Here is a 25,022-nt window from a genome sequence, read left to right as displayed (position 1 = left end):
CCCCTAGCCCCCCTGCATCGGCGCAAGGACTTCGATGCGGTCATCTTGGGCCAGCACATGCCCCGCGCGCGCAGCCGCAGCGACAAAATTGCCGTTCACGGCTGTCGCAACCTTGGCCCCGCCAAAGCCCACCTGTTCCAGCAGATCAGCCAAGGTCGCGGCCTCCGCCTCGATCACCTCACCATTAAGTAGCAGTTTCATGCAGTATCTCCGGTATTTTATTGTCACAAATCAGCTCTGCCACCATCCGCGCCATCGCGGGGGCCAGCAGAAACCCATGCCGGTACAGCCCGTTCGCGCTGATCAGATTTCCCCGGCGGCTGATGCGGGGTAAATTGTCGGGAAACGCCGGGCGGCTGTCGACGCCGATCTCGATCACTTCGGCCTCTCCGAACGCGGGGTTCAGGGCATAGGCGGCGCTTAGCATTTCAAGCAGGGATCGGGCGGTGACACGTTGGCCATTGCCGCCTTCGATCATCGTCGCACCGACCATAAACACACCATCCCCGCGCGGCACGATGTACAGCGGAACACGCGGATGCAGCATGCGTATGGGGCGGCTAAGGGTAATGTCAGGGCAAGACAGGATCAGCATCTCACCCTTCACACCGCGCAGGCTTGCGTCATGGCTTCGGGCCTGAAACCCGCGACAATCTATGGTCAGCCCGCGCTGCGCAAAATCGTCCGGATCGGCATCCGCCACCTCAAACACCACACCATCCGAAACCAACCCCGCGCGCAATTGCGCCAACGCCTCGCGCGGTGCCAGATGCGCTTCGCTTTCAAAGAACAGACCTTTGGTAAAGCGACCGGCCAAATCAGGCTCAAGCTGCGATATCTCGTCAGCGTCGACTTCGCGAAATGCTTGGGTCCGGCGGGCAAAGCGGTTCAGATCTGCCCGGTCCCGGGCTGGTGACACAACCAGCGTGCCACAGCGGTGCACGGCGCTTGTTTTTGCTGCCCACCAATCCGCAGCCTCTTGGCCCAAACGCACAACGGGTTCTTCCGCACTTTCGCCCTCGCAATAGGGGGCCAGCATACCGCCCGCCCACCATGAACAGGCCTGCGGACCAAGCGCCGCGTTACGGTCCACCACGCAGACATCGGCCCCGCGATCCAACAACGCACGCGCCACACACAGCCCGGCAACGCCCGCCCCTATGATGGTGATCCGGTCCATTACCACTGACCGTAAAAATGGTGCACGGGGCCGTGACCTTTGCCAACGTGCAGCTCATCCGCCGCTAAGATAGCGCCCTGGAGATAGCGATGCGCGGCCCCCACGGCGACGTCCAGTTCCAACCCCTTGGACAGGTTTGCCGCAATCGCCGCAGAATAGGTGCATCCTGTGCCATGGGTATTACGCGTCGCCACCCGATCCGAGGTCAGCGTCGCAAGAACCCCCGTCGCGTCGACCAACACATCTGTGCAGGTGCTGCCCTCGGCATGGCCGCCCTTCATCAAAACCGCGCCCGGCCCCATGCCGAGCAACCGCATGCCCTGCGCGACCATGTCATCTGGCGTGCGGGCCGGTGCTTCGTTCAGCAACTGCGCCGCCTCGGGCAGGTTGGGGGTTATGAGCGTCGCGAGCGGTAATATCTTGTCGATCATGGCGTCTATGGCGGACCGCTGCAGCAGCGTATCCCCCGATTTGGCGACCATCACCGGATCGACAATAATAGGCCCACTAAACCCCCGAATGCCGTTTGCAACCGCATCGATGATGGGTTGCGAAAACAGCATACCCAGCTTGATCGCACGCACATCAATGTCTGACAGAACCGCCTCGATCTGGGCTGCCACCAAATCGGCGGGTACCTCGTGAATTGCGGTGACAGCCGTCGTGTTCTGCGCGGTGATGGCGGTGATCACGCTGGCAGCATAACAACCGTTCGCCGACATCGCCTTGATATCGGCCTGAACGCCAGCACCGCCGCCACTGTCCGAGCCAGCAATCGTCAGGGCGATGGGGGTTGGGGCTATCATTGCGCACATGTCTCCGTTTGGGCGGGACGTACGGACGCAAGAAAGAGCCTGCGATGTCATTCGCAGAATACCCGTTCCCTACGCCGGTATGACCCGGATCAGGTTCGACGGGTCGGTGCGTGCACCTCTCAGCCCAAAGGGCCCCCCGACGGATAATATTTCTGGTAGCTGTCGACCTTAGAACGCGCCGACTACACTCAAGGCCGAACGCTAGTTCGGCTTTTCCAAGACCGCAATAGGCTTTTGCACAAGCGGGTCGTTAATTCTGGGAAGGGAATAGAGGATGAGAAACCCAAGAAGCAAACCGGCCTCAAGTAGCCGAAGGCGGTCGGCCAAGGAACAGTGGTGCGGGCGGTGGGACTCGAACCCACACGGGCACAAGGCCCAACAGATTTTAAGTCTGGTATGTCTACCATTCCATCACGCCCGCAACGCCGCGCACAATAGCTTGGTTCTTGGCGGTGTAAATGGTCAGATGTCTTCTCCGACCGGTTCAAGTGGTGCGCCTTTGGCCAAAAGGGCTGCTTCTGACAGCCACGGGTTATTTTCAACGGCTACAAGCAGCTGCGCGCGGGCCTCGGGGATGCGGCCAAGCTTCATCAGGGTCAGCGCCCTGCCCGACTGTGCCGCAACGTGCAAAGGCTGTAGTTCCAAGGCAATATCCAGATCAACCAGCGCGTTTTCATAGTCTTCGCGCAGGTAAAGGATATAGGCGCGCTGGTTGTAGCCTTCGGCATAGGCGGGGCAATAGGTCACCAGACGATCAAAGTCAGCCAACGCACCAACAAAGTCGAAAGCATCGCGCTTGCGCAGCCCGCGGTTCAACACTTCTTGGGCGGCATCATCAGGGGCGCGCAGCCAAACCTCCCACATCTTGTTTGACAGGGATTGCCCTTGTTGAAAATTACTGGCGGATCGGGATTTTTCAAAAAGCTGCGTCAGCTCGCCTGCGATATCAGGCGGGGCGGGACAGGCAGCAAAAGCAGGGCCACAGATCAAAACAAGGGCGAATGAAAGGCGCATACCACAGTGAACCGCAGCAGCGTCGTTTCAGTCAAGTCACATCTGCGAGCATGATTTCCTTAACGGCTTCCATCGCCACATAGGTCGATGTGTTCGACACATAGGGCAGCGTGGTGATCGTTTCGCCCAGAAAATTCCGGTAGGCCGCCATATCGCGGGTCCGCACCTTTAGCAGATAATCAAAGCTGCCCGCGATCATGTGAACCTGTTCAATCTCGTGCACCTTAAGGACGGCGGCGTTAAACGCCTTTAGCGCGACTTCCCGCGTGTCGCTTAGGCGGACTTCGACAAATGCGACGTGATCAAGCCCCAGCCGGATCGGATCCAGCAGCGCGCGATAGCCCAGAATAACGCCTGCAACCTCAAGCCGGCGTAGACGTGCCTGAGTGGGGGATTTCGACAGCCCGATCCGCTTGGCAAGGTCAGTGATGCTGATCCGGCCGTCTTCGGCCAGCACCGTTAGAATCGCCGCGTCAAAGCGGTCCATCTTGAAATCGTCATTTGTCACGTCCAACACCCAATTTTAAATCGGTTTGCCTATCAAAATGCCGGCAATCAGTCACTCTTACTTCAAATTGCGCGCTAGACTAGTCCAATTAAACATAGGAGCCTAAAATGGCACGTGATTCTTCCCCGATTTTGCGTCATCAGATCGATGCAGGCACCTACGCCGATCAGGAACATGTTCTGCGTGAACTGATCCGCAACACCCAGCTATCACCTGAGGATCGGGTAGAGATCACCAAAGACGCTGCCGACATTGTGCGCGCAATTCGCAACCACACCGCCCCCGGCCTGATGGAAGTATTCCTTGCCGAATATGGCCTGTCCACGGACGAAGGCGTTGCCCTGATGTGTCTGGCCGAAGCGCTGTTGCGCGTGCCCGATGCCGACACCATCGATGCGCTGATCGAGGATAAAATCGCCCCCTCCGACTGGGGCCGCCACATGGGGCATTCGACCTCTCCCCTGGTGAACGCGTCGACGTGGGCGCTGATGCTGACAGGCCGCGTTCTGGACGATGAACAACCCGGCCCCGTCCGGCATATTCGCGCCGCCATCAAACGTCTGGGCGAACCCGTTATCCGCACTGCCGTCAGCCGCGCGATGAAAGAAATGGGCCGCCAGTTTGTTCTGGGTGAAAACATCAATGCCGCGATGGAGCGCGCCAAAGGCATGGAGAAAAAGGGTTACACCTATTCCTATGACATGCTGGGCGAAGCCGCCCGCACCGAGGCCGACGCCAAACGCTATCACCTAAGCTATAGCCGTGCGATTTCGGCCATTGCGATTGCGTGCACCAACAAGGACAGCCGCAAAAACCCCGGCATTTCCGTCAAGCTATCCGCGCTGCACCCCCGCTATGAGGTCGCGCAGGAAGCATCCGTCATGCGCGATCTGGTACCGCGTCTGCGTGCGCTGGCCCTGCTGGCCAAATCCGCGGGCATGGGGCTGAATGTCGACGCAGAGGAGGCCGACCGTCTGGGGCTTTCGCTGGATGTAATCGAGAAAGTATTGTCCGAACCGGCGTTGTCGGGATGGGCTGGTTTTGGCATCGTGGTGCAGGCCTATGGCCCGCGTGCCGGTGTCGTGATTGACGCGCTTTATGATATGGCAATCCGCCACGACCGCAAGATCATGGTCCGTCTGGTCAAAGGTGCCTATTGGGATACCGAGATCAAGCGCGCACAGGTCAAAGGCGTCGATGGTTTCCCCGTCTTCACCCAAAAAGCCGCGACAGACGTGTCCTATATCTCGAATGCCCGTAAACTGCTGAACATGACCGACCGGATTTATCCGCAGTTCGCCACCCACAATGCGCACACCGTTGCCGCCGTCTTGCACATGGCCGAGGACAAGGAAAAATTCGAATTCCAACGTCTGCATGGCATGGGCGAAACCCTGCACAACATTGTCATGGAAAAACACGGTACCCATTGCCGGGTTTATGCCCCTGTGGGGGCGCACAAGGATCTGCTGGCCTATCTCGTGCGCCGTTTGTTGGAAAACGGGGCGAACTCCAGCTTTGTGAACCAGATCGTCGACGAAAACGTATCGCCAGAACAAGTCGCCGCCGACCCGTTTGACAGCCTTTCTGACGCTGTGCTGCAAATCCCGACCGGACCCGAGCTGTTCCAACCGGCGCGCGTCAACTCGCTGGGCTTCGATCTGATGCACACACCCACGCTGGATATGATCGAATCCGCGCGTGCCCCGTGGAAAGCCCACCGTTGGGCCGCCACGCCACTGATCGCAGCCGAGGCCAAGCCGCAAAAAGCGGTGCGTTTGCAGAACCCCGCAGCCGCAGGCCGCAGCCCCGGTACCGTGTGCAATGCGTCCGAAGCGGATGTGAAAAACGCGTTTGACAAGGCGCAAACCTGGGACGCCCCGCTTGAGACGCGCCAAGAGGTGCTGTTGAAAGCCGCCGACATGCTTGAGGCGCATTTCGGCGAAATCTTTGCGCTGCTGACCCGCGAAGCTGGCAAAAGCCTGCCCGACTGTGTCGGTGAACTGCGCGAAGCCGTTGATTTCTTGCGCTATTACGCCTCGCAAGCGACGAATGTCCCTCCGGCCGGCATTTTCACCTGTATCTCGCCGTGGAATTTCCCGCTGGCGATTTTCTGTGGACAGGTCAGCGCCGCCTTGGCCGCGGGTAATGCTGTGCTTGCAAAACCAGCGGAACAAACCCCGCTGATCGCGTTTCTGGCGGTGTCCTTGCTACACGAGGCGGGCGTTCCGCGCGAGGTGCTGCAATTGCTGCCCGGTGGCGGTGATGTGGGCGCAGCGCTTACCTCTGATCCGCGCGTTGGGGGCGTGGCCTTTACCGGCTCGACCGCGACGGCGCTGAAAATACGCCAGTCCATGGCCGATCACTGTGCCCCCGGCACGCCGCTGATCGCCGAAACCGGCGGGCTGAACGCCATGATCGTCGACAGCACCGCCCTGCCCGAACAAGCGGTTCAAGCCATCGTGGAAAGCGCGTTCCAGTCGGCAGGTCAACGTTGTTCCGCCTTGCGCTGCCTCTATGTTCAAGAGGACATCGCGAAAGAGCTGATCGAGATGATCGAAGGCGCGATCGAGGTCATGGTCATGGGCAACCCGTGGGATATTTCCACCGATATCGGCCCCGTCATCGACGAGACAGCCCGCAAAGGCATCGCCGATCACATCGACAAGGCCCGCGCCGAAGGCCGCGTGATCGCCGAAATGACCGCCCCGACCGAAGGCACGTTCATTCCGCCCACAATGATCCGTATCGACAGCATCTCGGACCTGAAGCGCGAGATTTTCGGCCCCGTGCTGCACATCGCGACGTTTAAATCCACGCAGTTGAACAAGGTGATCGATGATATCAACGCCACGGGTTATGGCCTGACCTTTGGTCTGCAAACCCGCATTGATGACCGCGTGCAACATGTCTCTGAGCGGATCGAGGCGGGCAACATCTATGTGAACCGCAACCAGATCGGTGCCATCGTCGGCTCGCAACCCTTTGGCGGAGAAGGCCTTTCTGGCACTGGTCCCAAAGCGGGCGGTCCGAACTATCTGCTTCGTTTCGACGTGCCGGATATGAAATCGGTCGATGAAAAATGGGAGGGCACGCAAAAAGCCCTGCCCACGCTGCCCGATCACATCGGCGCTGTATTTGACACGATCACCCTGCCCGGCCCAACGGGCGAGACAAACCGTCTCAGCTCTATGCCGCGCCCTGCCTTGTTGTGCATGGGGCCGGGCAAAGCCACCGCCACCGAACAGGCCCGCGCGGTCTCGGCACTTGGCGGCGACACGCTCGAGTTGACAGGCCAGATTGACGTTGCATCGCTTGCGGATGGTCCCAGCTATGGCGGCATCCTGTGGTGGGGCGACGAAGAAACCGCCCGCGCCATTGAACAGGCGCTTGCCAAACGCACGGGCCCGATTGTGCCGCTGATCCGCGGCTTGCCTGATACCGCCCATGTCCGGGCCGAACGGCATCTATGTGTGGATACCACCGCCTCGGGCGGGAACGCGAAATTGCTGGGCGCTGCCGGGTAATGGGCTATCGGCGGGCGATCTTGATTGCCCGCCGCACGGCCAATGGCGGCGTTGCCAGCACAGGCACGCCGATATCCATCAGATAGGGGGCCGCCCCCTGCATGGATGCCTGCGCCAAAACGATACAATCGGTGTCAGGTGCGTCGATCATTGCCGCCCCAACCGATTGCGCAATAGTACGGTAGAAACCGGGGCTGTCCCCTGCCTCGAAATGCGGCCACGCATCTTCGCAGAACACGACATCGGGCGCGCGCCCTTTGCTGCAGTCCTCGAACAGCGCGACACTCGGGCCACGCGTGCTTTCCAGACAAATCGCCAACATCACCGCCCGGTAAGATGCGGCCGCCTCCATCGCGGGCCGGTCGATGCGCAAGACGTTATCGCCGCCCAAACGCTCGACCATCGCCCCCAGCGTCGAACAGGTAAACAGCACCGTGTCGGCCTGCGCGAACGGATCAAGCAGCGCAGCCACATCTGCTGCCACAGCCTCGGTTCCGTCTGATTGGGCACGCGCTAACAGGTCGGGCCGGACGATATGCTCCAACGCGCCCTCCCAGCCTTCATTGGCGAACAGGCGGGTGAACCCTTCAACATGGCTTTGGTCCGTGTGCAAACATGTGATCTTCATTCGATATTCTGCCTCATCCAAGCTCTTGACCCTGCCACGACGATGGCTAAGGGTCGCGTCATGTTTCCGATCCGCGACCATAACCCTTCGGGGCGCACACCTTACGTGACATACATGCTGATGGCAGTGAACATCGGCGTGTTTCTAAGCTATGCCAGCTTGATGAACGATCCACGCGCGATCAACCTCTTCTTTTACAATTGGGCACTTTTACCGGAACGCGTGACCATGGGCGGTGGCTACACCGGGGTCTTTACGTCCATGTTCCTGCATGGGGGCTGGATGCACTTGGCCGGTAACATGCTGTTTTTGTACATCTTCGGCGACAATATCGAAGACGAGATGGGCCATATGGGATATCTGGGCTTCTATCTTGCCTGCGGTGTCCTATCGGCGGCGGCACATGTGATCTCGGCCCCGATGTCGGGCGTGCCCACCGTGGGTGCCTCGGGGGCTATCGCCGGCGTGATGGGCGGGTACCTGTTGCTGTACCCCAAGGCTAAAGTCGATGTTCTGATCATCTTCATCGTGTTTTTCCGCATCCTGCCGATCCCCGCGTGGATCATGCTGGGCCTGTGGCTGGGCATGCAATTCATCGGCGGCGTCGGTGCCGACCCATCGTCGGGCGGCGTGGCATATTGGGCGCATGCGGGCGGTTTTATCGTCGGTGTGATCCTGACCATCCCGATCTGGCTGCGCTTAGGCGGGCCAAATTTCTGGTCGCAAACCCAAGGGCATCCGCCCCACCCCGACGCGACCTATAAAACGCGGCGCAGCCATATTCCAAAGGTGAAACGCAAATAGCGCGCACCAACAGCTGATCGATAAATCAACGTCTTAATTCCAAATGGACTTAAATCCTCGCCGAAGGCATCCCGCCCCCGGCAACGCGCTCAGCCGCGTGCGATTTTCGCAAAGCCCGAGAACAACGCCTCGTTCGCGCAGACAATCTCGCCGTCGGCCAGAATGTCGCCCGCAGGGTTCATCGGTTCGACCATGCCACCGGCTTCGCGCACGATCAGCATGCCCGCCGCCAGATCCCATGAATTCAAACGACGCTCCCAATAGCCGTCATAACGACCGGCCGCCACATAGGCCAAATCCAGCGCCGCAGCGCCCCAGCGCCGCACGCCTGCACAAACCGGCAGAATGCGCCCCAGATCACGCAGCGTGTCGGGCAGATCGGCACGACCAGCAAAGGGCAGGCCTGTGGCAAAAATAGATTCGATCATCCGATGACGGCCAGAAACACGCAAACGCATGTCATTCATCCACGCACCGGCACCTTTTTCGGCAAAGAACATCTCGTCCTTGGCAGGGTCAAACACCACACCGGCAACGATCTGGCCTTTGTGCTCCAACGCGATGGAAATCGCCCAATGCGGCAAACCGTGCAGAAAGTTCGTTGTGCCATCCAGCGGATCGACGATCCAGCGGCGTGTGGGGTCTTGGCCCTCTTCGCCGCCGCCTTCCTCGGCCAACCAGCCATAGGTCGGACGTGCGCCCATCAATTCTTCTTTGATGATCTTTTCCGCCTGCAGATCGGCGCGGCTGACAAAATCGCCGGCACCTTTCATAGACACCTGAAGGTTCTCTACCTCACGGAAATCCTTGACCAGCCCACGGCCAGCGCGCCGCGCGGCCTTGATCATGATGTTTAGATTTGCACTGCCAACCATTTTCCGCGCCCTTCATTCAATCAGCCCTCCCTTTAAGCCCGCGAGCCCAGATTGCCAAGGGCCTGATTGCCAAAGGCGCATGATGGTAAACGAGGCTCTGACGCAACGTGTCGGTTGAACCTGCCTTGCGTGATAAGGGTTTCCAGATACGGTGCCCCCTGAGGACATGAATGGAGGACCCCGAAATGACCGATACAATGAAACATATCGTCTTGGCATCCCGCCCCGATGGCGCGCCCACAGCCGATAACTTTCGTCTAGAAGAATCCGCCGTGCCAACGCCGGGCGATGGCGAAGTGCTGGTGCGCGTGCACTATATGTCGCTTGACCCTTATATGCGCGGTCGCATGGATGATGCGAAATCCTATGCGGCCCCGGTGCCCATCGGTGGCACCATGGAAGGCGGATCGGTCGGCGAGGTCATCGCGTCCAACAGCCCCGATTTCAAACCCGGCGATTTTGCCTTTGGCATGTTCGGCTGGTCCACCCACGGCGTGCAACCCGCCAAAATGCTGCGCAAAGTCGACCCCGCGCAGGTGCCGATCACCACATCATTGGGCGTCTTGGGCATGCCCGGCTTTACCGGCTGGCAGGGTCTGATGGAATATGGCCGCCCCAAAGCCGGTGAAACGCTGGTCGTTGCCGCCGCTACCGGCCCTGTTGGCTCCATGGTCGGCCAGATCGCCAAGGCCCACGGGTTGCGTGTGGTCGGCATCGCAGGCGGTGCGGATAAATGCGCGACGGCCAAGGAACATTTTGGCTTTGACGAATGTCTGGATCACCGCGCCTATCCGGATGCGAAATCCCTGCGCGCCGCATTGAAAGAAGCCTGCCCCAAAGGCATCGACATCTATTTCGAAAACGTCGGTGGCAAAGTGCTTGAGGCCGTGATGCCGTTGATGAACCCCTTTGGCCGCATCCCGATCTGCGGCATGATCGCGTGGTACAACGCCGGTGGTCTGGGCGCGAACGCAGCCGAAGAAGCGCTGACCGCCCCCAAACTGTGGCGCACGATTCTCGTGAACTTCCTTAGCGTGAACGGTTTCATCATCTCGAACCACTGGGCCAACTTCCCCAACTTCCTGAAAGAAGTCGCACCAAAGGTCGCGGACGGGTCGATCGCCATCCAAGAAGACATCACCGAAGGTCTGGAAAACGCACCACAAGCGTTCATGGATCTGCTGACCGGTGGCAACAACGGCAAGGCCATCGTCAAGGTGGTCTAAGCCTGTCGGGCGGGGACCGTTCCCGCCCGATCCCTAGCTCTGCTGAAGCTTGCGCGCCTCTTGGCCTGCCAGCTTCAGCAGTTTCTCCATATACGGCTTGCCCAGATCATCCTGCCGCACTGCTGCATACAGCCTGCGCGTGATCCCGTTTTCCGTCAGCGGCCGCGTGACATAGTCGCTGCTGTATTTGACTTCGCGCACCACCCAGTCCGGCAACACCGCCACCCCGCGATTGGACGCAACCAACAACAAGATCACCGCCGTTAATTCCACCTGCCGGATCGCCAATGGTTCAACTTTGGCCGGGATCAATAACTGGCTGAACACATCCAGACGCGTCCGCTCCACCGGATAGGTAATCAATGTTTCGGTGCGAAAATCCTTGGCCTCTACATAGGGCTTTGCTGCCAAGGGATGGCTGCTGGCCGCGACAAACACCGGGTTGTAATCAAACAGCTCGACAAATTCGACCCCCGGCAGTTCCTCCGGGTCCGACGACACCACCAGATCGACTTCCTCGCGCAGCAATGCAGGCAGGGCGTCGAATGCCAGACCCGGGCGAATATCCACATCCACATCCGGCCATAATTTGCGAAACTGCTCGAGCACCGGAAACAGCCATTCAAAACAGGCGTGACATTCGATCGCAATGTGCATCCGCCCGGTGCTGCCCGCCCGCAATCCCATAAACTCGGCCTGCGCCGCCTCAAGCTGTGGCAACACCTGCTGCGCCAGTTTCAACAATCGCAATCCCGCGGGCGACAGCTTAAGCGGCTTAGACCGCCTCACAAACAGCTCGACGCCTGCCTGATCCTCAAGCCCTTTGACCTGATGCGATAGCGCCGACTGGGTAATGTTCATCTGCTCGGCAGCACGCGCCAACCCGCCCGCCTCGTGGATGGCCTGAATAGTACGCAGATGGCGGAACTCAATATGCATATGAGGCGTTCCTCATGTTGAAGATGAAAGTTATGAGTTTGTTTCACAACTAAATCTGTGCGACAAGATACGAAAGCCAGAACAGGATACTAAAAATGACCAGCCCCGCCGTCTCTTTCGAAGTGTTCCCACCAAAGTCTGTCGATGCGTCGTTCCGCCTTTGGGACACGGCGCAGGCGCTGGCCCCTCTGGCGCCGCGTTTCTTTTCGGTCACCTATGGCGCTGGCGGCACAACCCGCGATCTGACCCATGATTCTGCCCATGTTCTGCGCCGCACCTCGGGCCTGCCCGTTGCAGCACACCTGACCTGCGTGGGTGCCAGCAAGGTCGAAACAATGGAAGTCGCCAACAGCTTTGCCGAAATCGGCGTGACCGATATTGTTGCCCTGCGCGGCGACCCCGAAAACGGTGCCAAGGTGTTTACCCCCCACCCCGAAGGCTTTGCCAACAGCGTCGAACTGATCGAAGCCTTGGCCGCCACGGGCAAATTCACACTGCGCGTCGGGGCCTATCCCGAACCCCACCCCGAAAGCGCGGATCAGGCGCAAAACATCGAATGGCTCAAGCGCAAGTTCGACGCAGGCGCGGACGAGGCGATCACCCAGTTCTTCTTTGATGCAGACACCTTCCTGCGTTTCCGCGACGATTGCGCGGCGGCTGGCATCACCAAAACCATCACACCCGGCATCATGCCGATCACCAACTGGAAATCCGCCCGTGGTTTTGCCACGCGCTGTGGTACTCAGGTGCCCGCATGGTTGGATGATGCCTTTGAAACAGCGATCCGCGATGACCGTCACGATCTGTTGTCGACGGCGCTGTGTACCGAAATGTGCAGTACCCTTGTGGATGAGGGCGTTGAAAACCTGCATTTCTACACGCTTAACCGCCCCGAACTGACCCGCAGCGTCTGCCGCGCCTTGGACGTCACAGCACAAACGACCCTGTCGGACGTGGCGTAAGACCGCACGCGGGCTTGCCCTAGGCCCGCAAATTCAACAAGCTTCTCCGGCACGCAATTGCCGGAGATTTTTTATGCCACGTGTCGCTAACGGCCCCCAAGACCTGCTCGCCCGAGAAGAAGCGCTCAAGCTGTCAGGCCTTGAATTCATGCAAAAAATTCTGGACGGCACCAACCCCGGCCCGCCCATTGGCCAAACCATGGGCTATACCCTGCACGAGGTCGCAGAAGGCCGCGCCGTGTTCCGCGGTGCCCCTCAATTCAACGTGACAAATCCGTTGGGCACGGTGCATGGCGGCTGGTATGGCACATTGCTTGATTCAGCGATGGCCTGTGCTGTGCAAACCAAAATCCCGCGCGGCTCGATCTACACAACGCTGGAATATAAAATCAACATTCTGCGCGCCATTCCCTTGGGCACCGAAATCGAATGTATCGGCACCGTTGATCATGTCGGTCGCTCCACCGGCGTTTCCCATGGCGAAATACGCGGCATCGAAGACGGCCGCCTTTACGCCACTGGCTCCACCACCTGCATTGTCATGCAAATCGTGAAGTAACCCGCCGCTTCTCTGGCTCTAAAATATCCCGGGGGTGGCCCGTCAGGGCCGGGGGCAGCGCCCCCTCCCGGCCTACATCACAAAAACCCGCCAGTTATTCGGCAGCGATGGCCTGATCATTCAATAAGGCCCAAACCTTATGGGGCGTGAACGGCATATCTGCCTGACGCACCCCGTGATCCCACAGCGCATCCTGCACCGCATTGGAAATCGCGGCCAGCGCCCCCACAGTGCCTGCCTCGCCACAGCCCTTCATCCCCATCAGGTTCGCGGTTGAGGGCACGGGTTCAGAGTTAAACGCAATATAAGGAACATCCGCCGCGCGCGGGACCGCGTAATCCATGAAGGATGCCGTTAACAACTGGCCATCCTCGTCATAGACAACATGCTCTTGAATGGCCTGCCCGATGCCTTGCACAACGCCGCCATGTACTTGGCCTGCTGCCAGCATCGGGTTGATCAGATTGCCGAAATCATCCACCACGGTATAGCGTTCGACCACGACAACCCCGGTTTCGGGGTCAATCACCACCTCTGACACATGCGCGCCATTGGGATAGCTGCGCCCCGGCAAGGTCGCGCGCTCGTGATGGACCAACAGATCGTTGCGGCCTTTTTCACGGGCCATTTCGGCGACCTCCAGCATCGTGGGGGTCATGTTCGACCCCTCGGCGCGGAACCGTTCATCGTCAAAGCTGATCTCGGAGGCAGGCACGCCCATTTCATCGGCCAGAAACGCGGTAAAGGCGTCGGTCATCTTTGCCACCGTGGCCAATGTCGCCGTGCTTTGGGTCGTGACGGATCGTGACCCGCCTGTCCCGCCGCCTTGCTTGATCAGGTCGCTATCGCCCTGGATGACATGGATCAGATCAGCCGGAATACCCGTCATGTCCGCCAGAAACTGCGCATAAACAGTCTCGTGACCCTGCCCGTTCGACTGCGTGCCGACATAGATAAACACGGTGCCGTCTTCGTTAAACTCGACCTTGGCCCCCTCGGACGGATCGCCCAGGATACTCTCGATATAGTAACAAAGCCCCTGCCCCCGCAGCAGCCCCTTGGCCGCATCCGCAGCCTTGCGCGCGGCAAAGCCGTCGTGGTCTGCTTCAATCGCAGCGCGGGTCAGCAAGCGGTCGAATTCACCGACGTCATACAGCTCGCCCGTGGCAGAGGTGTAGGGGAACTGTTCGGGCTTGATAAAGTTGATGCGGCGCAATTCCCACGGGTCTACGCCCAGCTCGCGCGCGGCACGGTCCATCAGACGTTCCAGAACATAAATCGCTTCGGGCCGGCCGGCACCACGATAGGCGTCAACCTGCACCGTGTTGGTATAGTATCCTTCGACCTGCAACCATGTGGTCTGCACGTCATAAACACCCATCAAAACCTTGCTGAACAGGGTCGCCTGAATGGGCTGGCCGAACTGACTGTTATAGGCACCAAGGTTGCATTTGGTGCTGACACGGTAGGCGGTGATCTTGTTATTCTCGTCAAAGGCAAATTCAGCCAGCGATGTCAGATCGCGCCCCCCATTATCGCTAAGCATCGCTTCGGTCCTGTCGGACATCCAGCGCACCGGACGCCCCAAGGCACGCGATGCCTGCGCGACCGAGAAATATTCAGGATATGCCGCCGCCTTCATGCCAAAACCGCCGCCGGTATCCGGGTTGGTGACCTGCACATGGTCGTCATCCAGACCAAATGCACGTTTCAGGTGGCCCTTATGCACCCAGACGCCTTGGGCGTTGTTGGCCACATGCAGCTTGTCGTTCGCCCACTCGGCATAACAGCCGCGCGGCTCCATGGAATTGACGATGATCCGGTTGTCGCCCACATCAAGGCTGATAGTCTTGGCCGCCGCATCAAACGCCTTTTGCGTGGCTGCTTCGTCGCCCATCCCCCAATCAAACGCCAGATTGTCTGGTGCCTCGGGGTGCAATGCCTCTCCGCCACGTTCCAACGTCATGTGGGTGGGCAAGTCTTCGACGTCCAACATAATCAGTTCAGCCGCATCACGGGCCTGATCCAACGTTTCGGCGATTACAGCCGCCACAGGTTCGCCAACATAGCGCACACGCCCTTTGGCCAACAACGGGCGCAACGGCTTTGCACCATCCGTTCCATCGCGGTTTTTCAAAATCGCACCGGCCATGGAAATATCCATTCCCGCGGCTTCCAGATCTTCGACGGTCAGCACTGCATGCACGCCCTCGGCCTCGCGCGCATCTGACACATCAAGTGACGTGATCACCCCATGCCCGACAGGCGAGCGAAAGAAATAGGCATGCAGCGAATTTTCAGGTGCGATATCATCAACATAACGCCCTTCGCCCGTCAAAAACCGCACGTCTTCAACCCGTTTGACCGACTGGCTTTTCCCGAACTTATCCATCTACACGCATCCTTTGGAAAATCTGCAACTGTTGGCGCAGACAGTAGCCGCGAAAAACACGATGTCCAGACGCCCAAGGGTAAAACCCCGCGTCCTGCGCACCCCCAAGTTTTCCACCCGCCAGCCTTCCCCTTTGCGCCTTGCTCCGCTAGATCATCATCAAGTTTAAAGAAGGACGCTGATCATGGCACTCGACAAGAATTTTGACGCCGCCCAAGCTGAAGACCGTTTGTACAAAGCGTGGGAGGCCGCAGGCGCCTTCAAAGCCGGTGCAAATGCCAGCCGCGATGACACCTATTGCGTGATGATCCCGCCCCCCAACGTCAACGGATCGCTGCACGTCGGTCACGCCTTCAACAACACGCTTCAGGATATTCTGGTGCGCTGGCACCGTATGCGCGGCTTTGACACGCTCTGGCAGCCCGGACAGGATCACGCAGGCATCGCCTTGCAACTGGCCGTCGAAAACAAGCTGGCCGAAAGCCAGATCAAACGCACGGACCTGACGCGCGAAGAATTCCTGAAACACGCGTGGGCCTATAAAGAAAGCACCGCTGACACCATCGTCGGCCAGCTCAAGCGTCTGGGCTCATCCTGCGACTGGTCGCGCAACGCCTTTACTATGTCCGGTGCCCCCGGTGACACCCGCGTAGGTCACGAGAATTCGCCAAACTTCCATGACGCCGTGATCAAAGTCTTTGTGAAAATGTACAATGAGGGCAAAATCTATCGCGGCAAACGTCTGGTCAACTGGGACCCGCGTTTTGAAACCGCGATTTCCGATCTTGAGGTCGAAAACACCGAAGTACCGGGCCACATGTGGCACTTCAAATACCCGCTCGCGGGCGGTGCGACCTATGAATATGTGGAAAAAGACGAAGACGGCAACGAGACCCTGCGCGAGACCCGCGACTATATCGCCATCGCGACGACCCGCCCCGAAACCATGCTGGGCGACGGTGCCGTTGCCGTGCACCCGTCCGATGAACGCTATGCGCCCATCATCGGAAAGCTCTGCGAAATTCCCGTTGGCCCCAAAGAGCACCGCCGTCTGATCCCGATCATCACCGACGAATACCCAGACAAGGATTTCGGCTCGGGTGCGGTCAAGATCACCGGCGCACATGATTTCAACGATTACCAAGTCGCCAAGCGCGGCGGCATCCCCATGTACAACCTCATGGACACCAAGGCCGCGATGCGCGCCGACGGCAGGCCCTATGCCGAGGAAGCCGCAACCGCCCAAATGATCGCGAACGGTGAACTTGAATTCAACGAGGCAATGATCGCCGAGATGAACCTTGTCCCCGAAGACTACCGTGGCCTTGACCGTTTCGAGGCGCGTGACAAAGTTGTGGCTGCTATCACGGCTGAAGGCCTTGCCGTGATGCACGACGTGACGCGCACGGTGAAGGACGAAGACGGCAACAAGTCCGACGTGACCGAAACCGTTCCATACGTCGAAAATAAACCGATCATGCAGCCCTTCGGCGACCGCTCGAAGGTCGTGATCGAACCGATGCTGACCGACCAATGGTTCGTAGACACCGACCAGATCGTCGGCCCTGCCCTCGATGCAGTGCGCAACGGCGACGTCAAAATCATCCCCGAAAGCGGCGAGAAAGTGTACTACAACTGGCTCGACAACATCGAGCCTTGGTGCATCTCGCGCCAATTGTGGTGGGGGCATCAGATTCCGGTTTGGTTCGACCTATCTGATAATCAGTATTGTGCAGCTAGCTACGATCAAGCTGCTGAGGAAGTCCAATCAAAAAACGACGGTCGCAAAAGCATCGAAGTAGCAGACAGAGCCGCTGCATTTGAATTTTTGGACAACTATCAAGGAACGGCGACAGAATTGCCTCTGCCAATCTACCGTGACCCCGATGTCCTAGACACATGGTTCTCCTCCGGCCTCTGGCCGATCGGCACGCTTGGCTGGCCCGAAGATACGCCAGAGCTTAAAAAATACTTCCCAACATCCGATCTGATCACGGGCCAAGACATCCTGTTCTTCTGGGTCGCCCGCATGATGATGATGCAGCTCGACGTGGTGAAACAGATCCCCTTTGAAACCGTCTATCTCCATGGCCTTGTGCGCGATGCCAAGGGCAAGAAGATGTCGAAATCCGTCGGCAACGTCATCGACCCGCTGGAAATCATTGACGAATTCGGGGCTGACGCCCTGCGTTTTACCAATGCGGCAATGGCGTCCTTGGGCGGCGCGCTCAAGCTTGATACCGCGCGCATCGCGGGCTACCGCAACTTTGGCACCAAAATCTGGAACGCACACCGCTTTGCAGAAATGAACGGCGTATTCGAGGATAACGTGCTGTCAGCGACCTACACCCGCCACACGGATGTGGACCACACCCTGAACAAATGGATTATCGGCGAAACCGCCCGCGTCCGCGAAGAAGTCGACACAGCCTTGGAAAACTACCGGTTCAACGATGCCGCCAACGCGCTTTATGCGTTTGTCTGGGGCAAGGTCTGCGACTGGTACGTGGAACTGTCCAAACCCCTGCTGCAAGACGATGCACCAGAGGCCGCGGAAACGCGCCAGACCCTGAAATGGGTTCTGGATCAATGCCTGACTATGCTGCATCCGATCATGCCCTTCATCACCGAAGAACTGTGGCAGAACACCAACGCGCGCAGCAAAATGCTGGTCCACGGTGATTGGCCCACCTACACCGTGGCTGACATGCTGGACGCAAACGCCGACCGCGAACTGAACTGGGTGATCGGGCTGATCGAATCCATCCGCTCCGCCCGCCAGCAAATGCACGTGCCTGCGGGGCTCAAGGTGCCGATGCTTTGCACCGAAATGGACGCCGCCGGTCAGGCCGCCTGGGATCGCAACGAAGCGATGATCAAACGCCTCGCCCGTGTCGAAAGCCTGGAACGCGCGGATACTTTCCCCAAAGGGACCGTATCCATCGCAGCCCCCGGTGCCACCTTCGGCCTGCCTTTGGCCGGGCTCATCGATATCGACGCCGAAAAATCGCGGCTGCAAAAGTCGCTGGATAAATTGGGCAAGGAAATCGGTGGGTTAAAGGGACGCCTCAACAACCCCAAATTCGCAGCCTCCGCCCCGCCGGAAGTCGTTGCCGAAGCCCAAGGTAATCTGGACGCGCGTCAGGAAGAAGCAGACCAGCTTCAGGCTGCTTTGGATCGTTTGGCCGAGTTGGGGTAATACGGGTCTTTATTCCAAATGGACTTAAATCCTCGCCGAAGGCATTCTTCTCTTCTGGACCGCCAAAAGAGAATTTATGCCTTCGGCGAGGATTTTTTACCATTTGGAAACCAAGATCAGTGATCTTTGATCTGCGGTCCTAGCTGGGAAGCGAAGATCGTCCATTTGGAAAGCCCCGTCTGTCAGCTCAGGCGGGGCTGACCGTTTTTAGTCTTTGAAAACAGCCGGGCGCTTGCCGAATTCCGCAGCGATGACTTCCATCTGGTGAGGGCGGCCAAGCAGCTCTGCCTGCTCGCGGGATTCCTCTAGCAGGACTTCGTCGGCACCGTTTATCTCGGCAAAGGCTGTCAGGCGTTTTGCCGCTTTGATCGCGCTTGGGCTTTTGCCTGCGATGGTCGCGGCCAGTTCCATTGCGGCGGCCAGCGGATCATCTGCAAGCTGTGTGACCAGCCCCCAGCGTTCGGCCTGCGTCGCGTCGATCGGTTGTGCGGTATAGGTCATCAGCCGCAGTACATCACCGCGCACCAGTTTGGGTAACAGAACCATACCGCCCATGTCGGGTACGATGCCCCATTTCATTTCCATCACCGCCAATTCAGCGTCGGGTGCAGCGATGCGGATGTCCGCCCCAAGGGCCAGTTGCATCCCTGCCCCGTAAACCTTGCCATGTAATGCCGCGATGACGGGTACGCCGACACGGGTCCATACCATCGAAACTTCTTGCCATTGGTTGGTTGTGCCATCCCCGTGGGTCCGCGGCATCATTTTGTCGACCGGATCGCCCCCCGCAAGCGCGCCCATGGCGCTGATGTCGATGCCCGCGCAGAATGCTTTGCCCTCGCCCGAGATCACCGCAACCCGTGCATCAGATGCGGCGACTTCGTTACCGGCTGCAATGATTGCATCGATCATACCCTGATCTACGGCATTCATTTTATCGGCGCGGGTCAGGCGCACATGGGCGATGTGGTTTTCATAAGTGATTGTGACGCGGGCCATAGGTTCCTCCGGTAATTTTCACCATCTGGACCTATATCAACGCCCGTGCAAAGCAAAACGCTACGGCACCCAGCGTTCGACCGCTCGCATCATGCCAAGCGATTTATCATAGACCAGCGTCAGAATACGCCGCCCGCCCAGTTTGGCCCCGGCAAGGGGGACCGTGCGGATCGCACTGGCGGCAAGTGCTATCGCGACAAAGCCGCGTCGGGTGAGTTTGGCCATGATGCAGCCTCCAATTGCGAATGATTATTATTTAGGGGCGTAAGGCGCTTTTTCAATGCTTGCCCAAGGCGATAGGGATGCAGTAATCGGGTGGCATGACACATGTACGCCTTACCCCGCTTGCCCAATCCCTGCCCTCGACCGTGCCGTTTGTGGGCCCTGAAACCCAGGAACGCGCCGCTGGCCGGGCGTTTGACGCACGATTGGGTGCTAATGAAAATGTATTCGGCCCCTCGCCCCGCGCGATTGAGGCGATGGCAGCCGCCCAGCAGTGGATGTACGGCGATCCGGAAAGCTATGATTTGCGTCAGGCCTTGGCCGCGCATCATGGTATCACCGCGGATCATATCATCGTCGGCGAAGGCATTGATGGCTTATTGGGATATCTGGTGCGGCTTATGGTGGCACCGGGTGATACGGTCGTCACTTCAGATGGCGCATATCCGACGTTTAATTACCATGTCGCCGGATTTGGCGGTGTGCTGCACAAGGTGCCCTATCGTGGGGATCACGAGGACCCAAGCGCGCTGTTTGCAAAGGCCGCCGAAGTTGACGCGAAACTGGTCTATCTGGCGAACCCCGATAATCCGATGGGCAGTTGGCATTCCGGCGCGGATCTGGTCAAGGCGATGGAAGCCCTACCAGAGGGTTGCCTGCTGGTGCTGGACGAGGCCTATGTCGACTGTGCCCCTGAGGGTACCGCGCCCACGTTGGATGCAGATGATCCACGTGTGATCCGGATGCGCACATTCTCGAAGGTGCATGGGCTGGCGGGTGCGCGGGTGGGCTATGCTATTGCGGCCCCTGATTTGGTCACCGCCTTTGGTAAGGTGCGCAACCACTTTGGCATGAACCGCGCGGCACAAGCGGGCGCGCTGGCGGCGCTGAAAGACACCGATTGGCTGGCCCATGTGAAAACGCAAATCGCCACCGCCCGCGACCGGATTGCCGCGATTGCCCGCGACAACGGCCTTACGGCGCTGCCCTCTGCTGCGAATTTTGTGGCGATTGACTGCGGGCGCGATGGGGTCTTTGCCAAAGCTGTCCTTGACGGGTTGGTCGCGCGGGGCATCTTTGTGCGCATGCCTTTTGTCGCCCCGCAGAACCGCTGTATCCGGGTCAGCTGTGGCACGCCCGCCGATCTGGACGCCTTGGCCGCGGCCCTGCCCCTTGCATTGGCTGACGCGGCAAAAGCATAGGCCCCAGCCACCCCAGACATCGACCAAGCGCGGCGGGGTTAAACCCCGCCGATCACCTTGGCTGCGGCGTCCAACGCGCCCGAGCCGCGCTTGATCCCGAGCGAGGCCATCCCGGCTTCCATCCCGCCAAGCATCCCCATGATCATCTGACCGTTCACATGCCCCATGTGGCCCAACCGGAAAAACCCGTGGCTTTCCGGGGTGCCCGGCGCGGCCATGCCAAGGCCAATGCCCAAGGTCAGGCCGATGTTTTCCTGCACCCATTCGCGCAATTGCGTGGCCTGCGGGGCCTTGAGCCTTAGCGACGTGACAGCGTGGCTGCGCAAGGCGGGGTCGGCAATATTCAAGGCAAGTTCCCCTTCGCTGCCCCATGCATCACAGGCCGCCCAGACGGCGCGCGACAGAATGGTATGACGGTCCCACACGGCCTCGATCGTCTCGGCGTGGATCATATCAAGTGCTGCCCGCAGGCCGTAAATATGATGCGTGGGGGCCGTGCCGCAGTGGTATTGATAGAACTCTTGCGCGTTCGCACGCGGTTCCCAATCCCAAAAAGTGCTTACACGAGGCATCGATGCCCGCACCTCTGCCGCACGATCGTTGAAGAACACAAAGCTAACGCCGGGGGGCACCATCAGCCCCTTTTGGCAGCCCGTTACCATCACATCGACGCCCCAGGCGTCCATCTCGAAGCGGTCACAAGCCAGCGATGCGATGCAATCAGCCATCAAAAGCGCCGGATGCCCTGTGCTGTCCAATGCGGCGCGCACCCCTGCAATGTCATTCACAACCGATGTCGAGGTATCCACATGTACAGCCAGCACGGCTTTGATCTCGTGGGCGGTATCCGCTTTCAGGCGTTCTTCGATACGGGCAAGATCCATCGCGGACTGCTTGCCGAAATCCATGACCTCGACTTCGGCACCTAGGCCTGTCGCCGTGGCACCCCAACCGATGCCAAAGCGCCCCGTCGCCGGCACCAACACCTTGTCACCGGGGCGGATAACGTTGGACAGTGATGCCTCCCATGCCGCATGCCCGTTGCCGATATACATTGCAACGTGGTGCTGTGTCTTTGCTACCGCACGCAAGTCCCGCATCAGCGGCGGCATCATATCGACCAATTCGCCCGCATAGATGTTCGGTGCAGGCCGGTGCATCGCATTCAGCACGGCCTCTGGCATAACAGAGGGGCCGGGAATGGCGAGATAACCGCGCCCATGCGATAAATTTGTGCGGGATGACATGAACGATACGCCTTTCAACAACTGTATTCCGGGTCAACTTATCCCCGTGCGGCGCGGCGTCAATCGGACAATCCGCAACCCAAAGCAGGCCGTCATGCTTGCCCTGCCCCTCCGGGCTGCGTAAACCAGACAGATATTTGACCAAAGGACCCTGGCGCATTCATGAGTGATGTCACCTATACTTCCAAAGAGCTGCTAAAATGGCTTTGGCAAGACTATCTGAAAAAGCACATCTGGATGCTGGGGCTGGCCGTTGTTTTCATGGCCATCGAAGGGGCGACCCTTGGGGCGCTGGCCAAGTTGATGCAGCCCATGTTCGATCAGGTTTTCGTCGCTGGTAACGAATCCGCCCTGATCTGGGTCGGTCTTGTGCTGGTGGGTATTTTCGTGCTGCGCGCGGTGGCAAGCATTGCGCAAAAGGTGCTTTTGACGCGGATCGCGCAAACATCTGCGGCAGATATGCGGATGGATATGCTGAACCGCATGATGATGCAGGACGGCGCATTTCACCAAGCGCATCCACCGGGGTTCCTGATCCAACGGGTCCAGTCAGATGTGAACGCGGTCAATGATGTGTGGCGCGCCATCATCACGGGCACGGGGCGCGATCTGATCGGTTTGATTGTGTTGCTTGGGGTCGCGATTTCCATTGATCCGATCTGGGCGCTGCTGGCCTGTATCGGCGTGCCACTGATGGTCATGCCGGCCGCCCTCGCGCAACGGTTTGTGCGCGCGCGTTCGCGCGAGGCACGCGATCTGGGTGCCCACCTGTCAACCCGACTGGACGAAGTGTTCCACGGCATTGTTCAGATCAAGCTGAACGCGCTTGAACGGTATCAATCCCGCCAATACCGCGATCTGACCCGCAAATACGTCAAAACCGAAGTCCGCGCCGCCTTTGGCAACTCGGCCATTCCGGGCATGATCGACATCATGTCGGGCGTCGGGTTTATGGCCGTGATCCTTTATGGCGGGTCCGAGATCATATCGGGCGACAAGACCATCGGCCAGTTCATGACCTTCTTCACCGCGATGGGTTTCACGTTTAACCCGCTGCGTCGGTTGGGCGGCATCAGCGGGCTGTGGCAAACGGCTGCGGCCGCCCTTGAACGGATCAAGGAATTGATGGATGCACCAGTTACATTGAAATCCCCCAAGACGCCGGTCGCCGTGCCGGACGGGTCGTCGGACATCGTGTTGAACGGGGTCAGCCTGTCCTATGGCGATGCAAAGGTACTGGATGATTTATCACTCATCGCAAAAGCCGGGCAGACGACCGCCCTTGTTGGGGCGTCAGGTGCCGGTAAATCGACGATCTTTAACCTGCTGACGCGGCTGATTGATCCACAATCGGGCACTGTCACGATTGGCGGCGTGCCGCTGAAAGATATGGACATCAACCAACTGCGCGGCCTGTTTTCTGTGGTGACACAAGAGGCCCTGCTGTTTGACGAAACCTTGCGCGAAAACATCGTCTTGGGCCGTGAAAACGTATCGGATGCCGAATTGCAATCCGTGCTTGAGGCCGCCCATGTCGCTGATTTCCTGCCCAAGCTTGAACACGGCCTTGATACCCGCGTCGGCCCGCGCGGGTCGGCCCTGTCTGGCGGACAACGTCAACGGGTTGTGATCGCCCGCGCGCTGCTGCGCAACACGCCGATCCTGCTGCTGGACGAGGCAACAAGCGCGCTGGACGCCCAGTCGGAAAAAGTCGTTCAGCAAGCGCTGGACCGTCTATCCCAAGGGCGCACCACAATCGTTATCGCGCACCGCCTGTCCACCATTCGCGGTGCCGACAAGATCGTGGTGATGGACCGTGGCCAGATCATGGACGAAGGCAAACACGAAGAGCTGTTGGCCCGTGGCGGCATCTATGCCGATCTGTACCGACTGCAATTCGAGGATGGCAAAATCATCTCGGATGGTCGCAATTCGCGGGCCTTGCGCGCGTTAGAAAAGGGTCTAAAGCCAGCCGAGCCGAACCTGCTGCAACGTCTGGGACAGCGCCTGTTCGGCTAGATCAACGGCGCGCTATTTGGCGTAGGCCTTGGCCAGCTTTTGCGGGGATACCCCTGCAAAATACCGGATCAACGTCCAGATATTACACCCGCCTCGGCGTAACCATCCGGCGGTGTGATATTTCTCAGCCGATGTGATCGCAGCACAGTCAATGCCCGCCAGCTGCCCCTTGAGCAGCCGCGCCATCGCCACGTCCTCCATCAGCGGCTGATCGGGATAGCCGCCCACAGACTGATACAACGCACGCGGCACCAACAACCCCTGATCGCCGTAAGGCAACCCCATCAGGCTGCGCAGATGCGCCCATCCAGCGACAAACCGCGCGGCAAACCCGGTGCTGTTAAACCGCAGCCGAAACCACCCGGCCTTGCGTCCCTTCAGATGTGCGATCACCGGGCCGGTCCAACCTTGATCCAGCTGCGTGTCAGCATGCAATATCAGCAACCATTCGCCTTTGGCCTTGGCACAGCCCCGGCGCAATTGCCCGCCGCGCGATGCGTCACCTTCGATGATTTCAGCCCCCCACGCATCCGCGACAACCCGCGTTGCATCCTCCGATCCGCCATCTGACACAATCAGTTCGCAGATCAGCCCGGCATCAACCCCCTCCATCAACGCAGTCAAACAGCCGGTCAGGCTGTGCTCCGCATTCAGCGTCGGAATGATCACGGTTATTGGCGCAGGCATGGTTGCCCCTTTCGGCTT

General features: G+C 59.2%; 21 protein-coding genes, 1 tRNA gene and 1 riboswitch. Of the genes, 8 read left to right on the top strand and 14 right to left on the bottom strand.

All coding sequences use genetic code 11. The features are described 5' to 3' along the window. Positions 1 to 3: 3 nt before the first annotated feature. The 6 genes from thiS to KZZ06_RS09440 all read right to left on the bottom strand — a co-directional run bounded on the left by thiS (position 4) and on the right by KZZ06_RS09440 (position 3,496). On the bottom strand, positions 4 to 201 hold the full coding sequence (thiS, locus tag KZZ06_RS09465; protein WP_219579780.1) for a sulfur carrier protein ThiS: 198 nt from the start codon (positions 199 to 201) through the stop codon (positions 4 to 6). Continuing rightward, entirely contained in the window at positions 185 to 1,180 is a 996-nt protein-coding gene (locus KZZ06_RS09460; protein WP_219579779.1) for an FAD-dependent oxidoreductase, read from the bottom strand. Before KZZ06_RS09460 ends, thiS begins: the two co-directional genes overlap by 17 nt. Beyond that, entirely contained in the window at positions 1,180 to 1,986 is an 807-nt protein-coding gene (gene thiD, locus KZZ06_RS09455) for a bifunctional hydroxymethylpyrimidine kinase/phosphomethylpyrimidine kinase (RefSeq protein WP_219579778.1), read from the bottom strand. Before thiD ends, KZZ06_RS09460 begins: the two co-directional genes overlap by 1 nt. Before the next feature lie 58 nt (positions 1,987 to 2,044). Then, positions 2,045 to 2,144, bottom strand: a riboswitch (TPP riboswitch). A 185-nt stretch (positions 2,145 to 2,329) separates the two neighbouring features. Further along, positions 2,330 to 2,416, bottom strand: a tRNA-Leu gene (locus KZZ06_RS09450). A 41-nt stretch (positions 2,417 to 2,457) separates the two neighbouring features. Then, on the bottom strand, positions 2,458 to 3,009 hold the full coding sequence (locus KZZ06_RS09445) for a hypothetical protein (protein ID WP_219579777.1): 552 nt from the start codon (positions 3,007 to 3,009) through the stop codon (positions 2,458 to 2,460). 31 nt (positions 3,010 to 3,040) lie between these two features. Beyond that, entirely contained in the window at positions 3,041 to 3,496 is a 456-nt protein-coding gene (locus tag KZZ06_RS09440; RefSeq protein ID WP_219579913.1) for an Lrp/AsnC ligand binding domain-containing protein, read from the bottom strand. 128 nt (positions 3,497 to 3,624) lie between these two features. On the opposite strand from KZZ06_RS09440, the gene putA reads away from it, so the two are divergent. Further along, positions 3,625 to 7,044 carry a bifunctional proline dehydrogenase/L-glutamate gamma-semialdehyde dehydrogenase PutA gene (putA, locus tag KZZ06_RS09435; protein WP_219579776.1) on the top strand — a complete coding sequence of 1,140 codons (3,420 nt, stop codon included), beginning with the start codon at positions 3,625 to 3,627 and terminating at the stop codon, positions 7,042 to 7,044. Between the two features lie 4 nt (positions 7,045 to 7,048). On the opposite strand, the gene KZZ06_RS09430 is transcribed toward putA, so the two are convergent. Beyond that, positions 7,049 to 7,672 (bottom strand): aspartate/glutamate racemase family protein, encoded by a 624-nt coding sequence (locus tag KZZ06_RS09430; protein ID WP_219579775.1) that lies wholly within the window; start codon positions 7,670 to 7,672, stop codon positions 7,049 to 7,051. Between the two features lie 60 nt (positions 7,673 to 7,732). On the opposite strand from KZZ06_RS09430, the gene KZZ06_RS09425 reads away from it, so the two are divergent. Beyond that, positions 7,733 to 8,476, top strand: coding sequence for a rhomboid family intramembrane serine protease (locus tag KZZ06_RS09425; protein ID WP_219579774.1), 744 nt, complete (start codon positions 7,733 to 7,735; stop codon positions 8,474 to 8,476). An 89-nt stretch (positions 8,477 to 8,565) separates the two neighbouring features. On the opposite strand, the gene KZZ06_RS09420 is transcribed toward KZZ06_RS09425, so the two are convergent. Further along, positions 8,566 to 9,351 (bottom strand): inositol monophosphatase family protein, encoded by a 786-nt coding sequence (locus tag KZZ06_RS09420; protein WP_219579773.1) that lies wholly within the window; start codon positions 9,349 to 9,351, stop codon positions 8,566 to 8,568. A gap of 185 nt (positions 9,352 to 9,536) precedes the next feature. Here KZZ06_RS09420 and KZZ06_RS09415 point away from each other — a divergent pair, with 185 nt between their 5' ends. Next, positions 9,537 to 10,577: an NADP-dependent oxidoreductase gene (locus KZZ06_RS09415; RefSeq protein WP_219579772.1), complete on the top strand. Its 1,041-nt coding sequence runs from the start codon at positions 9,537 to 9,539 to the stop codon at positions 10,575 to 10,577. Between the two features lie 33 nt (positions 10,578 to 10,610). Here the strand turns inward: KZZ06_RS09415 and KZZ06_RS09410 are convergent, their stop codons facing one another. Then, entirely contained in the window at positions 10,611 to 11,516 is a 906-nt protein-coding gene (locus KZZ06_RS09410; RefSeq protein WP_219579771.1) for a LysR family transcriptional regulator, read from the bottom strand. A 95-nt stretch (positions 11,517 to 11,611) separates the two neighbouring features. Here KZZ06_RS09410 and metF point away from each other — a divergent pair, with 95 nt between their 5' ends. Both metF and KZZ06_RS09400 read left to right on the top strand, forming a co-directional pair. After that, positions 11,612 to 12,478 carry a methylenetetrahydrofolate reductase [NAD(P)H] gene (metF, locus tag KZZ06_RS09405; RefSeq protein WP_219579770.1) on the top strand — a complete coding sequence of 289 codons (867 nt, stop codon included), beginning with the start codon at positions 11,612 to 11,614 and terminating at the stop codon, positions 12,476 to 12,478. Positions 12,479 to 12,551: 73 nt separating this feature from the next. Continuing rightward, positions 12,552 to 13,037: a PaaI family thioesterase gene (locus KZZ06_RS09400; RefSeq protein WP_219579769.1), complete on the top strand. Its 486-nt coding sequence runs from the start codon at positions 12,552 to 12,554 to the stop codon at positions 13,035 to 13,037. Positions 13,038 to 13,131: 94 nt separating this feature from the next. Here the strand turns inward: KZZ06_RS09400 and KZZ06_RS09395 are convergent, their stop codons facing one another. Beyond that, the gene (locus tag KZZ06_RS09395; RefSeq protein WP_219579768.1) at positions 13,132 to 15,429 is read right to left on the bottom strand and encodes a xanthine dehydrogenase family protein molybdopterin-binding subunit; all 2,298 of its coding nucleotides are present in this window, start codon (positions 15,427 to 15,429) and stop codon (positions 13,132 to 13,134) included. 184 nt (positions 15,430 to 15,613) lie between these two features. Here KZZ06_RS09395 and KZZ06_RS09390 point away from each other — a divergent pair, with 184 nt between their 5' ends. After that, entirely contained in the window at positions 15,614 to 18,628 is a 3,015-nt protein-coding gene (locus tag KZZ06_RS09390) for a valine--tRNA ligase (protein ID WP_219579767.1), read from the top strand. Positions 18,629 to 18,835: 207 nt separating this feature from the next. Here KZZ06_RS09390 and KZZ06_RS09385 read toward each other — a convergent pair whose 3' ends face one another. Both KZZ06_RS09385 and KZZ06_RS09380 read right to left on the bottom strand, forming a co-directional pair. Continuing rightward, complete coding sequence (locus KZZ06_RS09385) at positions 18,836 to 19,627, bottom strand: crotonase/enoyl-CoA hydratase family protein (RefSeq protein WP_219579766.1); 792 nt, start codon at positions 19,625 to 19,627, stop codon at positions 18,836 to 18,838. Between the two features lie 60 nt (positions 19,628 to 19,687). Then, positions 19,688 to 19,852 (bottom strand): Tat pathway signal protein, encoded by a 165-nt coding sequence (locus KZZ06_RS09380; RefSeq protein WP_219579765.1) that lies wholly within the window; start codon positions 19,850 to 19,852, stop codon positions 19,688 to 19,690. A gap of 95 nt (positions 19,853 to 19,947) precedes the next feature. Here KZZ06_RS09380 and KZZ06_RS09375 point away from each other — a divergent pair, with 95 nt between their 5' ends. Next, positions 19,948 to 21,051, top strand: a complete 1,104-nt coding sequence (locus KZZ06_RS09375) for a pyridoxal phosphate-dependent aminotransferase (RefSeq protein WP_219579764.1) — start codon at positions 19,948 to 19,950, stop codon at positions 21,049 to 21,051. Between the two features lie 38 nt (positions 21,052 to 21,089). Here KZZ06_RS09375 and KZZ06_RS09370 read toward each other — a convergent pair whose 3' ends face one another. Continuing rightward, a complete protein-coding gene (locus tag KZZ06_RS09370) occupies positions 21,090 to 22,298 on the bottom strand; it encodes an alanine--glyoxylate aminotransferase family protein (RefSeq protein ID WP_219579763.1) in 1,209 nt (402 codons plus the stop codon). Positions 22,299 to 22,460: 162 nt separating this feature from the next. On the opposite strand from KZZ06_RS09370, the gene KZZ06_RS09365 reads away from it, so the two are divergent. Continuing rightward, complete coding sequence (locus tag KZZ06_RS09365; protein ID WP_219579762.1) at positions 22,461 to 24,317, top strand: ABC transporter ATP-binding protein; 1,857 nt, start codon at positions 22,461 to 22,463, stop codon at positions 24,315 to 24,317. A 12-nt stretch (positions 24,318 to 24,329) separates the two neighbouring features. Here the strand turns inward: KZZ06_RS09365 and KZZ06_RS09360 are convergent, their stop codons facing one another. Beyond that, positions 24,330 to 25,004 (bottom strand): TIGR04283 family arsenosugar biosynthesis glycosyltransferase, encoded by a 675-nt coding sequence (locus tag KZZ06_RS09360; RefSeq protein ID WP_219579761.1) that lies wholly within the window; start codon positions 25,002 to 25,004, stop codon positions 24,330 to 24,332. Positions 25,005 to 25,022: the final 18 nt, after the last annotated feature.

It is taken from the genome of Sulfitobacter sp. CW3, from assembly GCF_019392245.1.
Classification (GTDB): Bacteria; Pseudomonadota; Alphaproteobacteria; order Rhodobacterales; family Rhodobacteraceae; genus Sulfitobacter.
This window is presented reverse-complemented; position numbering and strand designations above follow the sequence as displayed.

Bases quoted from the DNA above. Each gene is read 5' to 3' on its own strand.
- KZZ06_RS09385 (WP_219579766.1), bottom strand. From the start codon at position 19,627: ATGGCCCGCGTCACAATCACTTATGAAAACCACATCGCCCATGTGCGC.
- KZZ06_RS09370 (WP_219579763.1), bottom strand. From the start codon at position 22,298: ATGTCATCCCGCACAAATTTATCGCATGGGCGCGGTTATCTCGCCATT.
- KZZ06_RS09360 (WP_219579761.1), bottom strand. From the start codon at position 25,004: ATGCCTGCGCCAATAACCGTGATCATTCCGACGCTGAATGCGGAGCAC.
- KZZ06_RS09440 (WP_219579913.1), bottom strand. From the start codon at position 3,496: ATGGACCGCTTTGACGCGGCGATTCTAACGGTGCTGGCCGAAGACGGC.
- KZZ06_RS09445 (WP_219579777.1), bottom strand. From the start codon at position 3,009: ATGCGCCTTTCATTCGCCCTTGTTTTGATCTGTGGCCCTGCTTTTGCT.
- KZZ06_RS09410 (WP_219579771.1), bottom strand. From the start codon at position 11,516: ATGCATATTGAGTTCCGCCATCTGCGTACTATTCAGGCCATCCACGAG.
- thiD (WP_219579778.1), bottom strand. From the start codon at position 1,986: ATGATAGCCCCAACCCCCATCGCCCTGACGATTGCTGGCTCGGACAGT.
- KZZ06_RS09415 (WP_219579772.1), top strand. From the start codon at position 9,537: ATGACCGATACAATGAAACATATCGTCTTGGCATCCCGCCCCGATGGC.
- KZZ06_RS09380 (WP_219579765.1), bottom strand. From the start codon at position 19,852: ATGGCCAAACTCACCCGACGCGGCTTTGTCGCGATAGCACTTGCCGCC.
- KZZ06_RS09460 (WP_219579779.1), bottom strand. From the start codon at position 1,180: ATGGACCGGATCACCATCATAGGGGCGGGCGTTGCCGGGCTGTGTGTG.
- KZZ06_RS09430 (WP_219579775.1), bottom strand. From the start codon at position 7,672: ATGAAGATCACATGTTTGCACACGGACCAAAGCCATGTTGAAGGGTTC.
- KZZ06_RS09390 (WP_219579767.1), top strand. From the start codon at position 15,614: ATGGCACTCGACAAGAATTTTGACGCCGCCCAAGCTGAAGACCGTTTG.
- thiS (WP_219579780.1), bottom strand. From the start codon at position 201: ATGAAACTGCTACTTAATGGTGAGGTGATCGAGGCGGAGGCCGCGACC.
- metF (WP_219579770.1), top strand. From the start codon at position 11,612: ATGACCAGCCCCGCCGTCTCTTTCGAAGTGTTCCCACCAAAGTCTGTC.
- KZZ06_RS09400 (WP_219579769.1), top strand. From the start codon at position 12,552: ATGCCACGTGTCGCTAACGGCCCCCAAGACCTGCTCGCCCGAGAAGAA.
- putA (WP_219579776.1), top strand. From the start codon at position 3,625: ATGGCACGTGATTCTTCCCCGATTTTGCGTCATCAGATCGATGCAGGC.
- KZZ06_RS09425 (WP_219579774.1), top strand. From the start codon at position 7,733: ATGTTTCCGATCCGCGACCATAACCCTTCGGGGCGCACACCTTACGTG.
- KZZ06_RS09420 (WP_219579773.1), bottom strand. From the start codon at position 9,351: ATGGTTGGCAGTGCAAATCTAAACATCATGATCAAGGCCGCGCGGCGC.
- KZZ06_RS09395 (WP_219579768.1), bottom strand. From the start codon at position 15,429: ATGGATAAGTTCGGGAAAAGCCAGTCGGTCAAACGGGTTGAAGACGTG.
- KZZ06_RS09375 (WP_219579764.1), top strand. From the start codon at position 19,948: ATGACACATGTACGCCTTACCCCGCTTGCCCAATCCCTGCCCTCGACC.
- KZZ06_RS09365 (WP_219579762.1), top strand. From the start codon at position 22,461: ATGAGTGATGTCACCTATACTTCCAAAGAGCTGCTAAAATGGCTTTGG.